Source organism: Gardnerella bretellae (assembly GCF_048545135.1).
Taxonomy (GTDB): domain Bacteria; phylum Actinomycetota; class Actinomycetes; order Actinomycetales; family Bifidobacteriaceae; genus Bifidobacterium; species Bifidobacterium greenwoodii.
Genome location: NZ_JBKQXU010000001.1, coordinates 64,578 through 84,489 on the forward strand (window position 1 = coordinate 64,578; position 19,912 = coordinate 84,489).

Here is a 19,912-nt window from a genome sequence, read left to right on the forward strand (position 1 = left end):
TGAATTAACGGTGTTTATTTTAGTGTGCGGTCTGTACGAAAAGTTGCAGAATAGTGCACGTAATGTGTAAAGAGTTAAAGGTCTATTCGTTGTAAGTCATAGACTCTGCAGCTGCAGTAGTTGAGTCAGTTGGAGTTGCTTCACTTTCCAGAGGAACAGCTAATGCTTCAGAAATAGAAGTGTCAATTTTACCTAAATCTCCAACAGGCCTCTTGAACCAGCTAACTTGCGGCAAAGGAGCGTTAATTGGGAATGTTACAATAAGCGTTCCTTCATGAACATCAATATGAGCCGGTGTGTTGTTTAATAATTCGTTGCTTAAACCTTGAACAGCGTCGCCGTGCATAACAGCATGCTCAAGCTGATATTTTAGACCAGTCTCGTTTACATCATTTGAAACAGGAGTGTGCGAAAACACTGAAACTATGCGAGATTCGCTTCCGTTTGATGCTGGAAAATCAAGTGAACCATCGTGAATAGCGGTAACGATTTGACCGTCGCCATATAAGAAGCCAATTCCGCCGCGACGAGCTAAGCGAACCATAAGTTGAATATTGGAAATTGTATGGTCAACGCGTCCACCTAAGCCGCCAAAAATATGGAATTCTCTAGCTCCTTTAGACCATCCAACTTTTAATGCGGAAAGTAAATCTGGATCGTCCTTTTCAGATGGCAAACGTGTAATAATGGCGTCGGTAGGAAGCTTAAGGCGAACAGAATCAAAATCTCCAATAAGAGCATCTACATGCAAACCTAATTCGCATGCATGATCCCATCCACCATCTGCAGCAATAGTTAGTGCGCGATCCGGCACATGCTCACGTGTATTGTCGTAATAATCTCCTGCTGCTAGTACTACGCAGCGTTGCAAAGGTTCCATATCATCATAATAACGCGCTATTAGTATCTATTTAATGCTTCCAAACAATAGTTTACAAACGCTGTATTGAGTAGTATTTTGTTATGTTTTTGCTTGATATTCTTCAATAACATAAAGCGCTTGATGTAACATTGCATATCAGACTAGATTTTCTAAGACATTATAGATTTTCTGCATAAGTAGCAGGAAAATAATTTGTTGGAAAATAATATGACTTGTGTTGTGCACCTTACGAGGAGAAATAAATGTGCGGAATTGCTGGGTTCATTAATGACACCCCAATTAACGTCAAAAAACAAATTGTTAAAGATATGACGGATGTAATTGCTCACCGTGGGCCTGACGAGTATGGCACAATGATTGATGATCATGCAGCATTGGGATTTCGTCGTTTAAGCATTATTGATCTTCACGGCGGTTCTCAGCCAATGTATAACGAAGACGGAAATCTTGCAGTTACATTCAACGGTGAAATTTATAACTACAAGCCACTTCGCGAAGAACTTATTAAAGCTGGTCACATTTTCCACACTGATTGCGATACAGAAGTATTAGTGCACGGTTATGAACAGTGGGGTAAGGATTTACTTAAACGTTTGCGCGGAATGTTTGCGTTTGTTATTTGGAATAAGCAAACTCAAGAATTGTTCGGCGCTCGCGACCATTTTGGTATTAAGCCTTTCTATTATGCGCAAATGAACGGTACTTTTATGTATGGTTCCGAAATTAAATCTCTTCTTCGTCACCCGGATTTTAAGAAGGAACTAAACGAGAACGCGCTTAAGCCTTTTATGACTTTCCAATATCCTGCAATTAGTGAGACTTTCTTTAAGGGCGTGTTTAAGCTTCCTGAAGGACATTGCTTCACTTATAAAAATGGTGAGATGAAAATCGAACAGTATTACGATCCTAATTTCCGTGAAAGCAAGCAGCATTTGAACGAGCTTGTGGATTTGATTGATAAAACTGTTTGCGATTCTGTTAAAGCTCATCAGATTGCAGATGTTGAAGTTGGTTCCTTCCTTTCTTCAGGCGTAGATTCTAGCTATGTTGCCGCTGTTGCTCGCCCAGAGCACACGTATTCAATTGGTTTTGCTGGTGGACGTTATAACGAGTCCAAGCAGGCTGGAGAATTGGCGAAAATTATTGGCTTGAATAATAAATCTGAAATTATTGATGCTGAAGACGCATTCCGTTATTTCCCGCAGATTCAATGGTATTTAGATGAGCCTGATTCTAACTTCTCTTGCGTCCCATTGTTCTTCCTAGCGAAGCTAGCTTCTCAGGATTTGCGCGTTGTGTTAAGCGGCGAAGGCGCAGATGAATTATTTGCAGGATACATTGATTATGGTGTTCACACGCGTTCCAAGCTTATTAAAGTTGTGACGCGTATGCTCGCAAAGTTGCCGAAAAAGTTGCGTTATGCAATTGGTAGAGCAGCAAAAGGAAAGCATTTCCATGGAGCATGGCATTTGTACGCTAATTTGGCTCCAGCTGAGGAGCATTTTATTGGACAGTCAAAGGTTTTCAATGAGGAAGATGCTGTAAAACTTTTGAAGCCTGAATACCGTAAAGGTCCGCATGTTATGGATATTGTTGGTGCTATTTACAACAGAATTTTAGGTAAGGGTCTTTCGGAAGTTAAGAAGAAGCAGTATCTCGATATGCATCAGTGGATGCCGGGAGATATTTTGCTTAAGGCAGATAAAATGACAATGGCTCACTCTTTGGAGCTTCGTGTGCCTTTACTTGACCGTATGCTTATGGATGTTGCAGAGCAGGTTCCTACTAAGTATTTGATTACTGATGAAAATACGAAGTTTGCTTTCCGTCAAGCGGCTGCACGTCATTTGCCTAAAGCTTGGTATGACCGCGAAAAGCTCGGTTTCCCAGTGCCAGTTAAGGATTGGTTGCGCGAAGAACGTTTTTATAAGATTGTGCGCAAAACTTTTGAAAGTGACGATGCGGCAAAGTTCTTCGATCGTGACGCTTTACTTCAAATGATAGATAACAACTATGCTAAGCGTACTGACGATCGTCGCAAGATTTGGACAGTTTACACTTTCTTGACCTGGTATGACGTGTACTTTAATCACGACGGATTGAAGCCTGATCCTGTGCAGGTTGCGTAAGCAAGTCTATTAACAATTTGCGCAATGGTTATTTGTCAAGGCATGTAGTATACTAAACATTTGGCTTGAGTAATCAAGAAAGTGGGATGTCCCCACCTGGAAGCCTACTGTGGTTTCGGGTTCATTACTTCGCTCATGCGAGTTGGCTTTGTTTTAAGCTGCTTGCCGCGTGTAATTTTGCGCGTTTTATTGATATGAAGTGTTGAATCCTTAAACTCTTGGACTTCTTGGTGTATTGCATTCTACCAGTATTTAGAAGGATTGGAGTCATCATTAGCGACGAACCACGCATTAACGAGGAGATTCGAGTCCCTCAGGTGCGCCTTATTGGTCCAAAAGGCGAGCAGGTGGGAGTTATCGCAACCTCTGTCGCGTTAAACCTTGCAAGGGAAGCTAACCTCGATCTCGTCGAGGTAGCGCCTACTGCTAAGCCTCCAGTAGCCAAGCTTATTGACTACGGTAAGTACAAGTACAACGAAAAGATGAAGGCTCGTGAAGCACGCCGTAATCAGACCACTGCTGAGGTTAAGGAAATTCGTTTCCGCCTCAAGATTGATGATCATGATTTTGACGTTAAAAAGGGTCATGTACTTCGTTTCTTGAACGGTGGAGATAAGGTAAAGGTCACTATTATGTTGCGTGGCCGCGAACAGTCTCGTCCAATTGGCGGCGTTGAACTGTTACGCCGACTTGCGGATGAGGTCTCTGAAAGTGGCACCGTTGAGTTTGCGCCGAAGCAAGAGGGTCGCAATATTATTATGACTCTCGCTCCAAAGGGCAAGAAGATTCATACACAGTCTGAGCAGCGTCGTAGAGGCGCTGAATCTCGTGCAGAGCGTCAAGCTCGCCAGGCTGCACGTCTTGCGGCAAAGCAGGAAGTGCAGGCACAGGCTGCAGATGCAGTAAATGCTATGCAATCCGATCAACATCACAAGGAGGGCAGCAATGCCGAAGATGAAAACTAATTCCGCAGCGTCCAAGCGCGTTCGTCTTACCGGTACCGGTAAGGTGATGCACGATGGTAGCGCCATGCGCCACAACTTGGAGCACAAGTCGGCTCGTAAACGTCGTGCTCTTTCCGAAGATAAAGTATTGGCTACTGCGCAGAGCAAGAAGCTTAAGGGCTTGCTCGTTAAGTAAGTAACAAGTAAGAATTGCTTGTAAACGAATACGCAATCATAAATTTTTAAGAAAGCTGAGGAATACTTATGGCACGAGTAAAGCGCGCAGTAAACGCTCACAAGAAGCGTCGCGTTGTTCTTGAGAGGGCTTCTGGCTACCGCGGTCAGCGCTCCCGTCTTTACCGCAAGGCAAAGGAACAGCTGCTCCACTCATTTACTTATAACTTCCGCGATCGCAAGGCTCGCAAGGGTGATTTCCGCAAGTTGTGGATTCAGCGCATCAACGCTGCAGTTCGCGCTGAAGGCATTACCTACAATCGCTTCATTCAGGGCTTGCATTTGGCAGGCATCGAATTGGATCGTCGCGCTCTTGCTGAGCTCGCTGTTTCCGATATTGAAGCATTCAAGGCTGTTGTCGAAGCTGCTAAGGCTGCATTGCCAGCTGACGTAAACGCTCCAGTTGAAGCCTGATTTCGCTTTAATAGAGTTTGATTTTAAGCCCGTCTATTTTAAGGCGGGCTTTTTCTTTTAAAACAACAAATTTACTTATTAGCTATAATTATTTTTATGCGCTCAAATCTTGATTCTGACAATAGAAAAAATAATATTCCTGAAGAATTTGCATCTTATATTCAACGTTTTATTGCGCATATTGATATTGAGCGTGGTCTTTCTAAAAAAACTGTATCGGCATACGCTTCAGATTTGCAAGATTACGCATCTTGGCTTTATGGTGAACGAAAAATTAAAGATGTTACCGCTATCTCGCAGTTAGATATTGAATCATATATTAGAACTTTGCATAAATTAGGTTTGGGATCTCGCACTGTTGCTAGAAGACTTGCAAGTATTCACGAATGGCATCGTTTTATGCTCGCTCATGGAGATATTAGCGCTGACGCTTCAGCGTTTGTAAAAGCGCCAAAACAGGCAGATTACTTGCCGGATGTGCTAAGCATTGATGAAGTAAATCGTGTTATTGAAGCTGCTGGAAATTTTGGTAGCGAGGACGCTATTTCGATTAGAGATGCAGCTTTGCTAGAATTTTTGTACGCTACAGGAGCGCGAATTTCGGAAGCAGTTGGTGTAAAATTCGAAGATATTGATTTAGACGACTCCGTTGTAAAACTTACTGGCAAAGGCGCAAAGCAGCGTCTAGTTCCAATTGGTGGTTGCGCGATTAGGGCTATTCGTAAGTATATTGAAAAATCTCGCCCAATATTATCTTCAAAAGGCAAGAAAGAATTGCACACTATTTTCTTAAATAAACGTGGCAATGCTTTATCTCGCCAGTCAGCATGGTTTGTTGTGGTTGATGCAGGTAGCCGCGCAAAACTTGGACGCCCCTTGCACCCGCATACGCTACGGCATTCCCTTGCCACGCATCTTATTGCAGGAGGTGCAGATGTTCGCACAGTTCAAGAGCTTCTTGGTCACGCTTCTGTAACAACTACGCAAATTTACACGCACATTAGCCCAGATGCTTTATTTGAAGCGTATGTAATGAGTCATCCTCGTGCTAGATAATTTCATTCTCAGAGTTTCGTGAGTATACCTGTTGATAAAGTGGGGAACATGCCTACTGATTTACTTGGACGCGAATACGAGACTTTTCATGCGCCGGAGCCGCTTACTTCTCACGGTCCTGCGCGAATTATTGCTATGTGCAATCAAAAAGGTGGAGTCGGTAAAACAACCAGCTCTATTAACATTGCTGGAGCTTTAAGCCAGTATGGTCGTCGCGTTTTAATTGTTGATTTCGATCCGCAAGGTGCTGCAACTGTTGGTCTTGGCATTAACGCTAACGCGCTTGACAACACGGTTTATACAGCATTATTCGATTCGTCAGTAGATGTTCACGACGTAATTCGCCATACTGAAACCGAAAATATTGATATTATGCCAGCGAATATTGATTTATCTGCTGCAGAAGTTCAGTTGGTTACAGAAGTTGGCCGTGAACAGATTCTCGCAGGCGTATTGCGTAAAGTTAGAGACGAGTATGACGTTATTATCGTAGACTGCCAGCCTTCTCTAGGTTTGCTTACTGTAAACGCGCTAACAGCAGCAGATGGCGTAATTATTCCGCTTGCTGCAGAGTTCTTTGCACTTCGAGGTGTTGCTCTTCTTATGCAATCTATTGAAAAAGTGCAGTCTCGAATTAATCCAAATCTTAAAGTATTTGGCGTTCTGGTTACTATGTATACACGCACTTTGCATAGCGAAGAAGTCTTACAGCGCATTTACGAAGCTTTCCAAGACCGAGTTTTGCATTCCGTGATTTCCCGCTCTATTAAATTGCCGGATTCTACTGTTGCTGCAGTTCCTATTACTATTTTTGCTCCTGAGCACAAGACTGCAAAAGAGTATCGTGAGGTTGCGCGCGAGCTTATTGCTAAAGGTGTTGTTGCTTAAGTTTTTTACTGCTTGATTTGCGCGAGTTGTTTTTACTTCTCGCACTTTTTTGTAAGGCTGTCTTAGCTCGCGAGTAAAATCGGCGAGGTTTGGCAGTTTGCCGATTTTGGTTTTGCCAATAACGTATTGCGGCTATTTGATTGGCTTCAGCTTTAAAATAGTTGCTTGTAAATAGTTACTTAAACGCGAAGAATGGAAGAGGTTTGTGATGACTGTTCGCGGTGATATTCGAAATGTGGCAATTGTGGCGCACGTCGACCACGGTAAGACCACTCTGGTAAACGCCATGCTTCAACAGTCGCACGTATTCTCTGAGCGTGAAGAAGTTCCAGATCGCGTTATGGATTCCAATGATTTGGAACGCGAAAAGGGCATTACTATTCTTGCTAAGAACACGGCTGTGCAGTACACCGGTCCGTTGGCTGAAAAATATGGTCACCCAGAAGGCATTACTATTAACGTGATCGATACCCCTGGCCACGCTGACTTTGGTGGCGAGGTTGAGCGCGGTATTTCCATGGTTGACGGCGTTGTTCTTCTTGTTGACGCTTCTGAAGGTCCACTTCCGCAGACTCGTTTTGTGCTTCGTAAAGCTTTGGAAGCTAAGCTTCCGGTTATTTTGTGCGTGAATAAGGTTGATCGTCCAGATGCTCGTATTGAAGAAGTTGTTGGCGAATCTACAGATTTGCTTCTTGGCTTGGCTCAGGATGTTGTTGAGGAAGGTATTGATCTTGATCTCGATGCTTTGCTTGATTTGCCAGTAATTTATTGCGCTGCTAAAGCCGGTTATGCTTCTCAAAATCAGCCAGAAAATGGCGGTTTGCCAGATAACGACAATTTGGAACCACTGTTTGATTCTATTATTTCAAATATTCCAGCTCCGCAATACGAGGAAGGCGCTCCTCTTCAAGCTCATGTTGCAAACATTGATTCCTCCGACTTCCTTGGACGCTTGGGCTTAGTTCGTATTTATAACGGCATTTTGGAAAAGGGTAAAACTTACGGTCTTTCCCGCGTCGACGGCTCTATTGAAAACTTCCGTGTTTCTGAGCTTCTTCGCACTCAAGGCTTGGAGCGTACTCCTGTAGCTTCTGCAGGTCCTGGCGATATTGTGGCTGTTGCTGGCGTCAACGATATTATGATTGGCGAAACGATTGTTGATCAGAACGATCCAAAGCCTCTTCCGTTAATTCATGTTGACGATCCTGCAATTTCTATGACTTTCGGCGTAAACGATTCTCCTCTTGCTGGAACTGAAGGCAAAGATCATAAGCTTACTGCTCGTATGATTAAGGATCGTTTGGACCGCGAGCTTATTGGTAACGTTTCTATTAAGGTTATTCCAACTGAGCGTCCAGATGCTTGGGAAGTTCAGGGTCGTGGCGAGCTTGCGTTGGCTGTGTTGGCTGAGCAGATGCGTCGCGAAGGCTACGAGCTTACGGTTGGACGTCCTCAGGTTGTTACTAAGACTATTGATGGTCAAATTAACGAGCCTATGGAAAGTACAACTATTGACGTTCCAGAAGAGTACATGGGTACTGTTACCCAGCTTATGGCTGATCGTAAAGGCCGCATGGATTCTATGAGCAACCACGGTTCTGGTTGGGTTCGTTTGCAGTTTACTGTTCCTTCTCGTGGTCTTATTGGTTTCCGCACGGCTCTTCTTTCTGCTACTCGCGGAACTGGTATTGCAAGCTCTATTTCTGCAGGCTACGCTCCTTGGGCTGGTCAGATTGTTACTCGCCAGAACGGTTCCATGGTTTGCGATCGCAAGGGTGTTGCAACTCCTTACGCTATGCAGCGTTTGCAGGCTCGTGGTATCTTCTTTGTGGATCCGCAAAGCCCAGTTTACGAAGGCCAAATCGTTGGTATTAACAACAAGCCAGACGAGTTGGATGTAAACATTACGCTTGCTAAGCACATGACTAACATGCGTTCTTCGACTGCTGATGTGCTTGAGACTTTGACTCCGCCAATTAAGATGAGTTTGGAAGAGTCTCTTGATTTTGCTAACGAAGACGAGTGTGTGGAAGTTACACCTGAAGCAATTCGTGTTCGCAAGATTATTTTGAGCCGTGACGAATGGTATAAGTGGCGTGCTAAGCAGCGTCGTCAAAACAATAATGCTGCGTGATGTATTCTCGAAAATACTATTTGTAAATTGAGGCGCTGATTTACTATGACAGCAAAACCGTGGTCGCATCGCTTACCTTTATGGGGTAGGTATGCGACCACGTGTGTTTCTTCTGCAATATGCGCACTAATTGGAACTTTTGTGCATCGCGCTGGAGCAATGAATAATTTGCCATATGGTTTTGTTATTGCCGTAATATTGCTCGCACTTTCTGCTTGGTGTTCCAGAGCTCGTAGTGGATGGTGGGGATTATTTATTCACGCAGTAGTTTTTTCTGCTGTTGTATGGATTCTAGCGCTTGGTTTTATTGGTAACGCAATTCTTATTCCTGTAGGCTTTACTATTCCTATGCCTTGGTGTGTGAAATACGTTGGGTATTTTTGGCTTTATGGCATTCTTATTGCTCACGCAATTTTGCTTTGTATGCCTCAGCGTTGGTTTGTTGTTGAATAGTGTTAAATAAGTAAAGAATTTACAGTAGTCTTTACAATAGTTTTGACAGTATTTTTTACAGTGGTCTTTAAGGGAATAGCCATGGATAGTAATAAGAACAGTAATAGTGCTCGTAAATTATGTTATTTAGGGCCGGAAGGTTCTTTTACTCATCAAGCTGCTTTAAAAGTTCAACAGCAGTTACAATCATTTGATAATTTGCCACTTATTCCAGCTGCTTGCGAGAATGTTCTTAGCATTGCTAGTGAAATTGAGAAGCATAACAATTGGGGTGTTATTGCGTGGGAAAACAATATTGAAGGCGTTGTAATACCTAATTTAGATTTACTAATCGATGCAAAAAATATGGTTGGCATTGCTCGCGTAGGCGTCGATATTAGTTTTGATGCTGTTATTTGCAAGTCAGATTCAATTGATAACTGTTCTGCTATTGTTGCTCATCCGCACGCGTTGGCACAATGCCGTAAGTTTGCTCAAAAGCGCGGTTTGAAAGAAAAAACTGCGTCTTCAAACGCTGCTGCTTGTAGGGATTTAGTTCCTGGCGAAGTTGCTTTATGCCCTAGAATTTGTGCCGATTTATACAATAGGCAGATTGTGAGCGAAGGTGTTGAAGATTTTTCTGGCGCTCGCACTGAGTTTTTAGTATTAGCTCCTCGAGATGAGGTTTTAGATTTTGTTAATATTCAGCGCGAAAACTTTTCATCATTTTCATCAATTATTGCTTTTATTCCGCGTTGCACGGGCGCTGGCGTGCTAGCAAATTTGCTTGACGTTGTGCGCGATCATGGTCTTAATATGACTTCTTTTATGTCTAGGCCAATTAAAGGGCAGGATGGTTTATACAGTTTTATTGCAACTGTTGATTCTGCTCCTTGGGATTCTATGTGTAAAGATATGATTCAAGAGGTTGTTGAGCATGGAGATTGGGTTCGAGTTTTAGCAGTGTATCCTTCCGAAAAGCGCAATAATCCTGTGATGAACGATTGGATGCTGCCTAATGGCGGAGTGTGTGTTGAACCTTCGGTTGATTCTTTGCGCAATTTGAACGTAATGCAGGCAGAAAGAGAATTATTATGGTAGAAAACGCTGAATTTTCGCAAAATTTTTCTGTTGGTATTGTAGGTCTTGGTCTTATTGGTGGATCTCTTGCAAAAAGACTTGCAAAATTGCCTGAATGTAGCGTTTATGCGTGGAATCGTCATCATAATCCATACGAAGAAGCTGAAAATTTAGGAATTACTTGCGTGGACAATGTGCAAGATTTAGCTAAGCTTCGCCCAAACGTTCTGATTTTGTGCAATTCTCTAGCTTCTATGCCAAGTATTTTGCAGGAAATCGCACCTTATGTTGACAAATCTCGCACAACTATTAGCGATGTTGGTAGTGTAAAAACTTTAGTTCGCCAGCAAGTTGCTGCAGCAGGTTTGCAGGATTGCTACGTTGGTTCGCATCCTATGGCGGGTAGTGAATTTACTGGTTGGAAAGCTTCTAGTGCTGAGCTTTTAAATGGTGCTTTGTGGGCTTTAACCGTTGATAGCAACACGGAATTTTGGCGAGTTAGCAATGTTTTACGAATGATTGTTTCGCTATGCAAGAATCGCGCAATAGTTTTAGACGACGAAACGCACGATAATTCTGCGGCACTTATTTCTCACATGCCTCACGTTGTTGCGACTTCTCTTGCAAATGTATTATGCGATCAGCCTAATCGTGCTATTGCTTTGCAATTATCTGCAGGCTCTTGGCGAGATATGACGCGCGTTGCTCTTACAGATCCTCAACGCACGCGCGCAATGGTAAGCGAAAATCGGCATAATACTGCGAAATTATTGCGTTCTGTAATTTCTGAACTAACTTTTGCTGCGGATATGCTGGATCAAGATGTAGAAGTTGCTGACGATAATGAGCAAGAGTTTTTTGCTAAAGCTCAATCGTGGAGAGAATATAAATACCAGCAGCGCAACTCGTGTAAAACGAATACGCAACAAAGTGATGCTGCAAATCAAAGCGATGCTGCTAATAGCAGATTGTGGAAGTATGATTCCAGAATCAATTGGCAGCAGGAATTACTAGAATCCGCGCGCTTAGGTGAATCTATTGTTGAAATCTGCGGATTTAATACCAACGAATCTTCGCAACTGCTATTGTGCGCAGATAATTCTCTAAGCAACGTCTAATGCGAGTTTGTGCTTAGTGTGGCGCGAGTTTTAATGTCTATATTTTAAGCGGCTTTTGGAATTTGCGTTCCGGCATTGGCCTTAAGCGTGCAATTGTGCTGGCATCAATGAACATTTCTTCGGCAGCTCTAGTGCCGTTTGCTGCAGGATCTCGAAGTAAGTGAAGCGTTTCTCCATCCCACTCAAGTACGTGCCCAATCGCATCATGATACTCGATTTTTTGCTTTCCATCGTTATTTTCTTCTATAATTTTGTATGTTCTTACTACTATGCGCGTGCCTGCAGGTATTCGCTGTGGTAGTGTAGTCAAGTTTTTTATACGTGTTTCCATAACATGCTCCTTGTTGTATTATGCATGTGACTGGCGCGTATGGCAAACGTTTATAAAGTTACGCAAGGGTGATTAAGCATGGAAAATAAGCGAGTGGCTTCCAATAGTTTCGTAAATTTTCCTGCCCAATATGCGAGTTTAGTAGATGATTACATTACGTATGTAAGCGCGAATAAGGGCTTGGGGGAGCGCACGAATCGAGCTTACACAAGTGATATTAAACAGTGTTTAGCATGGTGTAATCGTCACGGTTTTAAAAATATTTCAGATCTTACTACGGATGATTTGCGTTCTTGGATGGCAGACGCTTCTAGAAATCATGCTCGTTCAAGCTTGGCAAGAAAAGTTGTTGCTGTGCGCGGATTTTTCGCATGGTGCCAGCATGTTGGGTTTATAAATGGTGACCCTGCAGAAATTTTGATGACTCCAAAAATTAAGAATGTTCTTCCATCTGTTTTAGATGAGTCTCAGGCAGAAGCGCTAATGAATAATATTGATTCTAAAGCTAATGATTCATCTTCGTGTAATAAAAATCAGAAAGCTGTTGAACTTCGCAATGCTGCAATTATTGAGCTTTTATATGCAACTGGCATTCGCGTTGGTGAGCTTACTGGATTAAATATTCAAGATATTAATTTTTCATCGCATACTATAAAAGTTACAGGTAAGGGAAATAAGCAGCGCGTTGTTCCTTTTGGGATTCCGGCCGCAAAAGCTTTGTCTGAATGGCTTTCAGATAGCGGGCGAAAAATTTTATTGAAAGATTCTGCACAAACTGCAATATTTCTTGGCGCTCGCGGAAAGCGCATTGATCAGCGATTAGTAAGACAAGTAGTTCATGATGCGGCTAAAAGTGCGCATGTTCCGGATATTTCTCCGCACTCTTTGCGTCACAGTGCGGCTACGCATATGCTTAACGGTGGGGCAGATTTGAGAGAAGTGCAAGAATTGTTGGGTCATTCTTCGCTTAATACTACTCAACGCTATACGCATGTATCTATAGAAGCGTTGAAACAGCGGTATTTACAAGCTTTTCCGCGTGCTTAATTATCTGCATATTAGATGCATAATTTCTCTGTAATTAACAAAGCCTTTACATAAAAGATTACATAATTTACATATATGTAATATATTTAAATCAGTAAAAAACAGTAAAAATTATTGGTAAAATAGTAAGTTTTTTAGTTTTTATGCGAAAAGATGGTGTTTTAATCAGTAATTTTTAGATATAAACAGTAAATTTTACAATTTACTTATACTCTTGCAATGTTTGCAAAAATACGTATCATTGAATTTTAATCAACGAAGAGGCCTTGTCATTGGCTAAAAGAATCCATCTGGCAATAAAAACTAGATGGATTTTATTTTATTCATGACTTGGCTTTTTGTATTGATATAGCATCCTGCCTACCAGACGTTAGGAGAATAAATATGAAGAATAAGGCTTTAGCTTTTGCCGCTGCGGCCTGCTCGTTGGCCATGTTGCTTGGTGGCTGCGGCTCATCTGCTTCGAAGACTGCGCAGACAAACGGTGGAAAAGTTATTATTACCGTAAATAACACTGAGCCACAGAACGAATTGGTGCCTGGCAACATTAACGAAAACGCTGGTGCACGTCCTGCTATGTTGGTCAACTCAACGTTGGTCACTTTTGACGAAAAGGGCAACCCAGTAAATGAGGATGCTGAAAGCGTTACTCCAAACGCAGACGCAACTCAGTACACTGTTAAGCTTAAAGAAGGCAAGAAGTTCAGCGATGGTACTCCTGTTACCGCTGAAAGCTTCACCAAGGCTTGGAGCTTTGTTGCCAACGCTAAGAATGCACAGAAGTGCGCTTCCTTCTTCCAGACCATTAAGGGTTATGACGAATTGCAGAAGGATGGTTTGAAGGGCGACGAACAGCTTTCCGGTTTGAAGGTTGTAGATAAGAACACCTTCACCGTTGATTTGAAGCAGCCAGATTCCGTGTTCCCAATTAAGGTTGGCTACTTGGCATTCGCTCCACTTCCAGAATCCTTCTACAAGGATCCAAAGGCTTATGGTGAAAAGCCTGTTTCCTCCGGTCCATACTTGTTCAAGTCTTGGGATCACAACAGGCAGATTGAAGTTGTGAAGAACCCGGCTTACGAAGGCCCTCGCAAGGCTCAGAATGATGGCGTTACCTTTAAGATTTACACCGATGGTAATGCTGCTTACCGTGACGTACAGTCCGGCAACCTTGATATGACCGATAACATTCCAGATACTGAAACCAGCAACTTCCAGAGCGATAGCACAATCACTGCTTACAACAAGCCTGGTTCTGTAATTCTTCAGTTCAGCATTGCTTCCAGCTTGCCACACTTCGATGTTAAGACTGAAGAAGGCCGCTTGCGTCGTCAGGCAGTTTCTATGTCTATCGACCGTAAGGCAATTGCTGAAAAGGTGTTGAACAAGACTGCTGCTCCTGCTAACGACTTCACTTCTCCAAAGACCCCAGGCTACGATCCTAATTTGAAGGGTAGCGAGCATTTGAAGTTCGATGCAAAGAAGGCTAAGGAATTGTGGGCTAAGGCAGAAGCAATTTCCAAGTATGATGGTCCTCTTACCTTCACCTACAATGCTGATAACGCTGTTGCTAAGTCTGTGTTCGATGCAGTTGTGAACTATGTGAAGAACAATTTGGGTGTTAAGGCAGAAACAACGCCAATCCCAACCTTCCAGGAGTTCCGCGATGCATGCACCAAGCGTAAGGTTAAGGGCGCATGGCGTGCAGGCTGGATGCCAGATTATCCAAGCCCAGAAAACTACTTGACTCAGCAGTTCGCTTCTGTTGCAGCTGATGGCAATGGTTCTAATGATGGCGATTACAAGAATCCAAAGTTTGATGAATTGCTTACCAAGGCTACTGCATCTTCCGATGCAAGCGAAGCAACTAAGCTTTATCATGAAGCTGGCGAAACTCTTCTTGAGGATCTTCCATCTGTACCACTGCTTTACATGAATGCTAAGGCTGTTATGAATCACAATTTGAAGGGATTCGTAATGGATTGGCAGAACATGCCACTGTACTACCAGCTTCATAAGTAAGATTTAAATCTTCATATGGAGTTTATATAAATTAATTTCATGATATTCAGAAAAATACTTAATTCTGATATCACCTCTCAATAATTTAATATCGCGTATAGCGAAATTGCTACTCCAGTTGAAGGAACGAAGGAAATAATCCAAAAAATTTCTTTAACTGGAGTGGCACTTTGTTGTTTTTGCGAGTAATTGTTAACAATTCAAGGAGAAGCCGATGGGTAAGTACATTCTGCGTCGAATTTTGCAGATGATTCCTGTTGTTCTCGGCACAACATTATTGGTTTATGCTTTAGTATTTGCTTTGCCGGGTGATCCGGTAAATGCAATGTTTGGCGATAAACCAGTTAATCCTGCTGTCGCAGCACAAATTCGAGCTAATTATAATTTAGATAAACCATTTATTATTCAATATTTACTGTTCTTAAAGAATGCGCTTACTCTTGACTTTGGCCAAACCTTTGCAGGTCAGCCTGTTATTGATGAAATTGGTCGTGCATTCCCGGTAACCATTCAGCTTGCTGTTATGGCGTTTGCATTTGAAGCGCTGTTCGGTGTAACTTTCGGTATTATTTCTGGTCTTAAAAAAGGCAAATGGTACGATAGCGTAATTCTTATTGTTTCTCTGCTTCTTATTTCCGTACCAACCTTTGTAACTGGTTATGCTATGCAGTATTTGCTTGGTATTAAGTGGCATATTCTCCCTCCTAATGTAAGTAATGATCCTGGATTCTTAGATATGCTCACTCCTGCAATGGTTCTTGGATCTGTATCTATGGCATATGTAATTCGACTTACAAGGTCTGAAGTTTCGTCAAATATTGCTCTCGACTATGTTCGCACGGCTCGCGCTAAAGGCTTAAAAGAAGGCGCTGTTATTATTCGGCACATTCTTCGAAACTCTTTAATCCCAGTTGTAACGTTCCTAGGCCAGGATCTGGGCGCTCTTATGGGCGGCGCAATGATTACAGAAACAATATTTAATATTCACGGTATTGGCTTCCTTACTTATCAAGGTATTTTGAAGGGTGAAAGCAACCTGGTAGTTTCTGTAGTTACCTTGCTTATGCTGATTTTCGTAGTCAGTAATTTACTTGTTGATATCTTGTACGCGGCTCTTGATCCGCGAATTCGTTACGCGTAAGGAGAAGCATAATTATGCAAGAAAAAGTTGAGGAAAATTTGACTGCTGCAGATATTGCTCTTCCAGGACAGGAACGTTATGTTGCTTCCTTGGATGAAACTCCGTTACAAGAAGTTGATTCCGTTGACGAGTCTGCTCCTGCTACGAGCATGTGGGCTGATGCCTGGCGTACTTTGAGACGAAATCCTTTGTTTATTATTTCCGCAATATTGATTATTGCAATTTTATTTATTGCATTATTCCCAGGATTGCTTGTTAAGCAAGATCCTATGTATTGTGTACTTAATAACTCTTTGATGCCAAGGTCTTCTGGTCATCCTCTTGGATTCGATAAGCAGGGATGCGATATTTACGCTCGTGTAATATACGGAACTCGCACTTCTGTAACAATCGGCATAATTGCTACAGCTTTGGTTGTTTTAGTTGGTTCTTTAATTGGCGCTATTGCAGGCTTCTTCGGAGGTTGGGTTGATGCTGTTCTTAGCCGCATTACCGACATCTTCTTGGCTTTGCCTATGCTTCTTGGCGCTATAGTTGTTCTCCAAATGTTTAGAACCACAAAATCAATGTGGAAGATAATTCTCGTTATGGTTCTATTCGGTTGGGTTAGTGTTGCTCGAATAGCTAGAAGTGCTGTTATGGAATCAAAGAATCTAGAATTTAACACAGCTTCTACAGCTTTAGGATCTAGGCCTATACGAAATCTCTTTAGGCATATTATTCCAAACTCTTTGGCTCCAATCATTGTTGTTGGCACAACTTCTCTAGGCTCCTACATCGTGTTGGAAGCAACACTTAGCTTCCTAGGTATTGGTTTGCCAACTACTACCGTGAGCTGGGGTGGAGATATTGCTACTTACAGCAGGTACTTCAATAATAGTCCAGAAGTATTGTTCTATCCGTCATTTGCGCTTGCTATTACAGTTCTTGCCTTCATTATGATGGGTGACGCTGTAAAGGATGCGTTGGATCCAAAGAGCCGTAAGGCGTGAAGTTAGCGTGGAGGAATAAAACTTATGAGCATTTCAACGCATAAAAATGTAGACGCTCTCGCTATGCAGCGTGAGCAAGGTCCATTGCTTGAAGTGAAAAATCTTCAGGTTGATTTCACTACTGATTCTAAGAAAGCTGTTCACGCTGTTCGAGATGCAAGCTTTAGCGTATATCCCGGCCAGTGGGTTGCAATCGTAGGTGAGTCTGGTTCTGGAAAGTCCACTTCTGCAATGGCAGTTTTGGGTTTGCTTCCAGGAACAGGTCATGTTACGGGTGGTTCTATTAAGCTTAATGGCCAAGAAATTAGCAAATTAAAACCAAAAGAGTTCGCTTCTTTGCGCGGCACTGCAATGGGCTTGGTGCCTCAGGATCCTATGAGTAACTTGAACCCTGTTTGGCGTATTGGTACACAGGTTAAGGAAGCTCTTCTTGCAAATGGTGTTGATGTAAGCCATGAGAAGCGTTCTGCTCTTGCGGAAGCTCTTGCAGGTGATGCTGTAGAAGTTAAAAGCAATGAGGACGAAACATTCCTTGGTTCTAAAGAGTTACCAGAATTGATGGAAGTTGCATGCAAGTCTTTGGTAGAAATCGGACTTGATGAATTCAAGATGAATGAAGCCATGGGCTACTACAAAAAAGAGTGGGTTCCAGGTTCTGAAACTCGTTGGCGCGTTGCAGACGATTTAATCAAGTATGGTGTGAACGACGACAAAGCTTGGGAAATTGCCAAAAAGTATGTTGTTGGCGCTAATGTTGACGATCGTATTGCAGGTTTACTTGATGAGGCTGGTTTGCCTGATGCTGCAACTCGTGCACGTCAGTTCCCGCACGAGTTTTCTGGTGGTATGCGTCAGCGTGCGTTAATTGCAATTGGCTTGGCTTGCCGTCCAGATCTGCTGATTGCAGATGAGCCAACTTCCGCACTCGACGTTACTGTGCAAAAGCGCATTCTTGACCATTTGCATACGCTTACTGATTCGCTTGGAACTTCCGTTCTGTTCATTACTCACGATTTAGGTTTGGCTGCAGCTCGCGCGCAGCACGTTGTTGTTATGTATAAGGGTCGTGTTGTTGAATCTGGTCCATCTTTGGACGTTTTGCAGCATCCACAGCATCCTTATACTAAGCGACTTGTTGCTGCCGCTCCAAGCCTTGCTTCTCAACGAATCATTTCCGTTAAGGAGCATGGTGGTAATGCGGATAATTTGCTTGAGCATCACGTAGTAGGCGAGCAAGCTCTTGAAAAGAGCGAGCATATTATTACAGTAGATCACTTAACCCGAGAGTTTAAGCTTCCGCGCAAGAAGGAACTTTTCAAAGCTGTTGACGATGTTTCGTTCTCTATTAAACGCGGAACAACGTTGGCAATTGTGGGTGAATCCGGTTCTGGTAAGTCTACTGTTGCAAACATGGTTTTGCGACTTCTTAAGCCAACAAGCGGAACTGTTACTTACGAAGGCAAGAATATTGCTGACTTAAAGGGCGCGGATTTGCTTGATTTCCGCCGTCATGTGCAGCCAGTATTCCAGAATCCTTACGGTTCGCTCGACCCAATGTATTCGATTTATCGTTCTATTGAAGAGCCTTTGCGAATTCATAAGATTGGCGATAAAAAGAGCCGCCAGAATCGTGTGCGTGAACTCTTGGACATGGTTCGTATGCCTGCTTCTGTTATGACTCGCTTCCCGAACGAGCTTTCAGGCGGCCAGCGTCAGCGCATTGCAATCGCGCGCGCAATGGCATTGGATCCGGACGTTATTGTTTGCGACGAAGCTGTTTCTGCTTTGGATGTGCTTGTGCAAGATCAGGTTTTGCACTTGCTTAACGATTTGCAGGCAGAACGTGGATTAAGCTACTTGTTCATTACTCACGATTTGGCAGTGGTTCGTCAGATTGCGGACGAGGTTGTTGTTATGCAGCACGGCAAGCTTGTTGAGCACGCTACAACCGACGAAGTGTTTGATCATCCTCAAAAGGAATATACTCGTGATCTTCTCGACGCAATTCCTGGTGGAAACTTGGAGCTTGGATTAGATTAATTAAATAATACAAGCTAATAATAAAAGGTGCAGAGTTTATAACTTGGTTAATAACTAGGTTTATAAATTTCTGCACCTTATTTTTTTGTTTTACGTAGCGCGCATATTTGTGTAACGCGCATATTAGAGTTAGATTTATGATCACAATTACTACTTCAAACTTAAATGGTATTCGTGCGGCCGAGCGTAAGGGGATGCTTGACTGGTCCGATTCTCACACTCCTGACGTGTGGTGTATGCAAGAAGTGCGCGCTCCGCAGGATGCAATCGACCCAATTATGACAAAAATTGAAATGGGATATCGCGCGTCTGAAAATATCTCAAATCCTGTAGAAAACGATAATTTTACTTATGCAAACGAAGTTTGCCGCATAAAAGGTCGAGCTGGGGTAGCGCTAGTAACATCACTTCCTGTAATTGAAAAACGCTACGGTTTGCCCGGCTTAAGTGATGATGTTGATTCTGGGCGATGGGTTGAAACTGACGTCCGTACCCCTGAAGGGTATGAAATTACTATTGCTTCAGTGTATGTTCACGCTGGAAACGTGGACGATCCGCAAAAAATGCAGCAAAAATTCCGCTTCTTAGACACAATGCTTATTCGCTTGGGTGAGCTTAGAGATATTGCTGCAAGTGGCGGGAATCAAGCGATTTTGTGCGGTGATTTTAATATTGCGCATACGCCGTTAGATATTAAAAACGCTAAAGCAAATGAAAAAAGTGCAGGATTTTTGCCGGAGGAACGCGCGTATATTGACCGCTGGATTAACGAGTATGAATTTGTGGACGTTATGCGCATGCTTGCGGGAGATATTCAAGGACCATACACTTGGTGGAGTCAGCGCGGCAAAGCTTTCGACAATAACGTTGGTTGGAGATTAGACTATCAGTTTGCAACGCCAGAAATTGCGGAAAGCGCTTGTGGCTTTGTGATTGATCGGGCTGAAAGTTATGAGGCAAGATGGTCGGATCACGCGCCTTTAACCATAAAATACGGTGTGTGATTATTAATCACATAACTGAAATA

At 42.8% G+C, this 19,912-nt stretch carries 18 protein-coding genes; 16 read left to right on the plus strand and 2 right to left on the minus strand.

Going from position 1 to position 19,912, the window contains the following annotated elements:
• Positions 1 to 82: 82 nt before the first annotated feature.
• Positions 83 to 880, minus strand: coding sequence for a thiamine diphosphokinase (locus tag ACJV7B_RS00255; protein WP_116793877.1), 798 nt, complete (start codon positions 878 to 880; stop codon positions 83 to 85).
• Between the two features lie 245 nt (positions 881 to 1,125).
• On the opposite strand from ACJV7B_RS00255, the gene asnB reads away from it, so the two are divergent.
• The 10 genes from asnB to ACJV7B_RS00305 all read left to right on the plus strand — a co-directional run bounded on the left by asnB (position 1,126) and on the right by ACJV7B_RS00305 (position 11,312).
• Positions 1,126 to 3,012: an asparagine synthase (glutamine-hydrolyzing) gene (asnB, locus tag ACJV7B_RS00260; protein ID WP_116793878.1), complete on the plus strand. Its 1,887-nt coding sequence runs from the start codon at positions 1,126 to 1,128 to the stop codon at positions 3,010 to 3,012.
• Between the two features lie 227 nt (positions 3,013 to 3,239).
• Entirely contained in the window at positions 3,240 to 3,977 is a 738-nt protein-coding gene (gene infC, locus ACJV7B_RS00265; RefSeq protein ID WP_205727541.1) for a translation initiation factor IF-3, read from the plus strand.
• Positions 3,958 to 4,152 carry a 50S ribosomal protein L35 gene (gene rpmI / locus ACJV7B_RS00270; protein ID WP_004128670.1) on the plus strand — a complete coding sequence of 65 codons (195 nt, stop codon included), beginning with the start codon at positions 3,958 to 3,960 and terminating at the stop codon, positions 4,150 to 4,152. The genes infC and rpmI overlap by 20 nt, the downstream gene beginning before the upstream one ends.
• Before the next feature lie 68 nt (positions 4,153 to 4,220).
• Positions 4,221 to 4,604, plus strand: a complete 384-nt coding sequence (gene rplT, locus ACJV7B_RS00275; protein ID WP_004105106.1) for a 50S ribosomal protein L20 — start codon at positions 4,221 to 4,223, stop codon at positions 4,602 to 4,604.
• 96 nt (positions 4,605 to 4,700) lie between these two features.
• The gene (locus ACJV7B_RS00280; protein ID WP_375168998.1) at positions 4,701 to 5,660 is read left to right on the plus strand and encodes a site-specific tyrosine recombinase; all 960 of its coding nucleotides are present in this window, start codon (positions 4,701 to 4,703) and stop codon (positions 5,658 to 5,660) included.
• Between the two features lie 48 nt (positions 5,661 to 5,708).
• On the plus strand, positions 5,709 to 6,548 hold the full coding sequence (locus tag ACJV7B_RS00285; protein ID WP_004134586.1) for a ParA family protein: 840 nt from the start codon (positions 5,709 to 5,711) through the stop codon (positions 6,546 to 6,548).
• 208 nt (positions 6,549 to 6,756) lie between these two features.
• Positions 6,757 to 8,682 carry a translational GTPase TypA gene (gene typA, locus ACJV7B_RS00290; RefSeq protein WP_375168997.1) on the plus strand — a complete coding sequence of 642 codons (1,926 nt, stop codon included), beginning with the start codon at positions 6,757 to 6,759 and terminating at the stop codon, positions 8,680 to 8,682.
• Between the two features lie 45 nt (positions 8,683 to 8,727).
• A complete protein-coding gene (locus tag ACJV7B_RS00295; RefSeq protein ID WP_116793882.1) occupies positions 8,728 to 9,135 on the plus strand; it encodes an alcohol dehydrogenase in 408 nt (135 codons plus the stop codon).
• An 81-nt stretch (positions 9,136 to 9,216) separates the two neighbouring features.
• Positions 9,217 to 10,215 carry a prephenate dehydratase domain-containing protein gene (locus ACJV7B_RS00300; protein ID WP_375168996.1) on the plus strand — a complete coding sequence of 333 codons (999 nt, stop codon included), beginning with the start codon at positions 9,217 to 9,219 and terminating at the stop codon, positions 10,213 to 10,215.
• Positions 10,209 to 11,312 (plus strand): prephenate dehydrogenase, encoded by a 1,104-nt coding sequence (locus tag ACJV7B_RS00305; protein WP_375168995.1) that lies wholly within the window; start codon positions 10,209 to 10,211, stop codon positions 11,310 to 11,312. Before ACJV7B_RS00300 ends, ACJV7B_RS00305 begins: the two co-directional genes overlap by 7 nt.
• 37 nt (positions 11,313 to 11,349) lie before the next feature.
• On the opposite strand, the gene ACJV7B_RS00310 is transcribed toward ACJV7B_RS00305, so the two are convergent.
• Positions 11,350 to 11,643: a DUF6725 family protein gene (locus tag ACJV7B_RS00310; protein ID WP_375168994.1), complete on the minus strand. Its 294-nt coding sequence runs from the start codon at positions 11,641 to 11,643 to the stop codon at positions 11,350 to 11,352.
• Between the two features lie 78 nt (positions 11,644 to 11,721).
• Between ACJV7B_RS00310 and ACJV7B_RS00315 the strand changes: the two genes are divergently transcribed.
• The 6 genes from ACJV7B_RS00315 to ACJV7B_RS00340 all read left to right on the plus strand — a co-directional run bounded on the left by ACJV7B_RS00315 (position 11,722) and on the right by ACJV7B_RS00340 (position 19,889).
• Complete coding sequence (locus ACJV7B_RS00315) at positions 11,722 to 12,690, plus strand: tyrosine recombinase XerC (protein ID WP_116793886.1); 969 nt, start codon at positions 11,722 to 11,724, stop codon at positions 12,688 to 12,690.
• Positions 12,691 to 13,074: 384 nt separating this feature from the next.
• Positions 13,075 to 14,712, plus strand: coding sequence for a peptide ABC transporter substrate-binding protein (locus ACJV7B_RS00320; protein ID WP_375168993.1), 1,638 nt, complete (start codon positions 13,075 to 13,077; stop codon positions 14,710 to 14,712).
• Positions 14,713 to 14,926: 214 nt separating this feature from the next.
• On the plus strand, positions 14,927 to 15,853 hold the full coding sequence (locus ACJV7B_RS00325) for an ABC transporter permease (protein WP_004128653.1): 927 nt from the start codon (positions 14,927 to 14,929) through the stop codon (positions 15,851 to 15,853).
• Positions 15,854 to 15,867: 14 nt separating this feature from the next.
• Positions 15,868 to 16,845: an ABC transporter permease gene (locus tag ACJV7B_RS00330; RefSeq protein ID WP_116712362.1), complete on the plus strand. Its 978-nt coding sequence runs from the start codon at positions 15,868 to 15,870 to the stop codon at positions 16,843 to 16,845.
• A 24-nt stretch (positions 16,846 to 16,869) separates the two neighbouring features.
• On the plus strand, positions 16,870 to 18,885 hold the full coding sequence (locus ACJV7B_RS00335) for a dipeptide ABC transporter ATP-binding protein (RefSeq protein ID WP_419388665.1): 2,016 nt from the start codon (positions 16,870 to 16,872) through the stop codon (positions 18,883 to 18,885).
• A gap of 137 nt (positions 18,886 to 19,022) precedes the next feature.
• Positions 19,023 to 19,889: an exodeoxyribonuclease III gene (locus ACJV7B_RS00340; RefSeq protein WP_004128646.1), complete on the plus strand. Its 867-nt coding sequence runs from the start codon at positions 19,023 to 19,025 to the stop codon at positions 19,887 to 19,889.
• The last annotated feature ends 23 nt before the right edge of the window (positions 19,890 to 19,912 follow it).

What these genes read in the sequence shown, in the direction of transcription:
- typA (WP_375168997.1), top strand. Translation starts at nt 6,757, where the DNA reads ATGACTGTTCGCGGTGATATTCGAAATGTGGCAATTGTGGCGCACGTC.
- ACJV7B_RS00255 (WP_116793877.1), bottom strand. Translation starts at nt 880, where the DNA reads ATGGAACCTTTGCAACGCTGCGTAGTACTAGCAGCAGGAGATTATTAC.
- ACJV7B_RS00315 (WP_116793886.1), top strand. Translation starts at nt 11,722, where the DNA reads ATGGAAAATAAGCGAGTGGCTTCCAATAGTTTCGTAAATTTTCCTGCC.
- asnB (WP_116793878.1), top strand. Translation starts at nt 1,126, where the DNA reads ATGTGCGGAATTGCTGGGTTCATTAATGACACCCCAATTAACGTCAAA.
- ACJV7B_RS00330 (WP_116712362.1), top strand. Translation starts at nt 15,868, where the DNA reads ATGCAAGAAAAAGTTGAGGAAAATTTGACTGCTGCAGATATTGCTCTT.
- ACJV7B_RS00305 (WP_375168995.1), top strand. Translation starts at nt 10,209, where the DNA reads ATGGTAGAAAACGCTGAATTTTCGCAAAATTTTTCTGTTGGTATTGTA.
- ACJV7B_RS00280 (WP_375168998.1), top strand. Translation starts at nt 4,701, where the DNA reads ATGCGCTCAAATCTTGATTCTGACAATAGAAAAAATAATATTCCTGAA.
- rpmI (WP_004128670.1), top strand. Translation starts at nt 3,958, where the DNA reads ATGCCGAAGATGAAAACTAATTCCGCAGCGTCCAAGCGCGTTCGTCTT.
- ACJV7B_RS00310 (WP_375168994.1), bottom strand. Translation starts at nt 11,643, where the DNA reads ATGGAAACACGTATAAAAAACTTGACTACACTACCACAGCGAATACCT.
- ACJV7B_RS00320 (WP_375168993.1), top strand. Translation starts at nt 13,075, where the DNA reads ATGAAGAATAAGGCTTTAGCTTTTGCCGCTGCGGCCTGCTCGTTGGCC.
- ACJV7B_RS00300 (WP_375168996.1), top strand. Translation starts at nt 9,217, where the DNA reads ATGGATAGTAATAAGAACAGTAATAGTGCTCGTAAATTATGTTATTTA.
- ACJV7B_RS00295 (WP_116793882.1), top strand. Translation starts at nt 8,728, where the DNA reads ATGACAGCAAAACCGTGGTCGCATCGCTTACCTTTATGGGGTAGGTAT.
- ACJV7B_RS00285 (WP_004134586.1), top strand. Translation starts at nt 5,709, where the DNA reads ATGCCTACTGATTTACTTGGACGCGAATACGAGACTTTTCATGCGCCG.
- ACJV7B_RS00340 (WP_004128646.1), top strand. Translation starts at nt 19,023, where the DNA reads ATGATCACAATTACTACTTCAAACTTAAATGGTATTCGTGCGGCCGAG.
- ACJV7B_RS00325 (WP_004128653.1), top strand. Translation starts at nt 14,927, where the DNA reads ATGGGTAAGTACATTCTGCGTCGAATTTTGCAGATGATTCCTGTTGTT.
- ACJV7B_RS00335 (WP_419388665.1), top strand. Translation starts at nt 16,870, where the DNA reads ATGAGCATTTCAACGCATAAAAATGTAGACGCTCTCGCTATGCAGCGT.
- rplT (WP_004105106.1), top strand. Translation starts at nt 4,221, where the DNA reads ATGGCACGAGTAAAGCGCGCAGTAAACGCTCACAAGAAGCGTCGCGTT.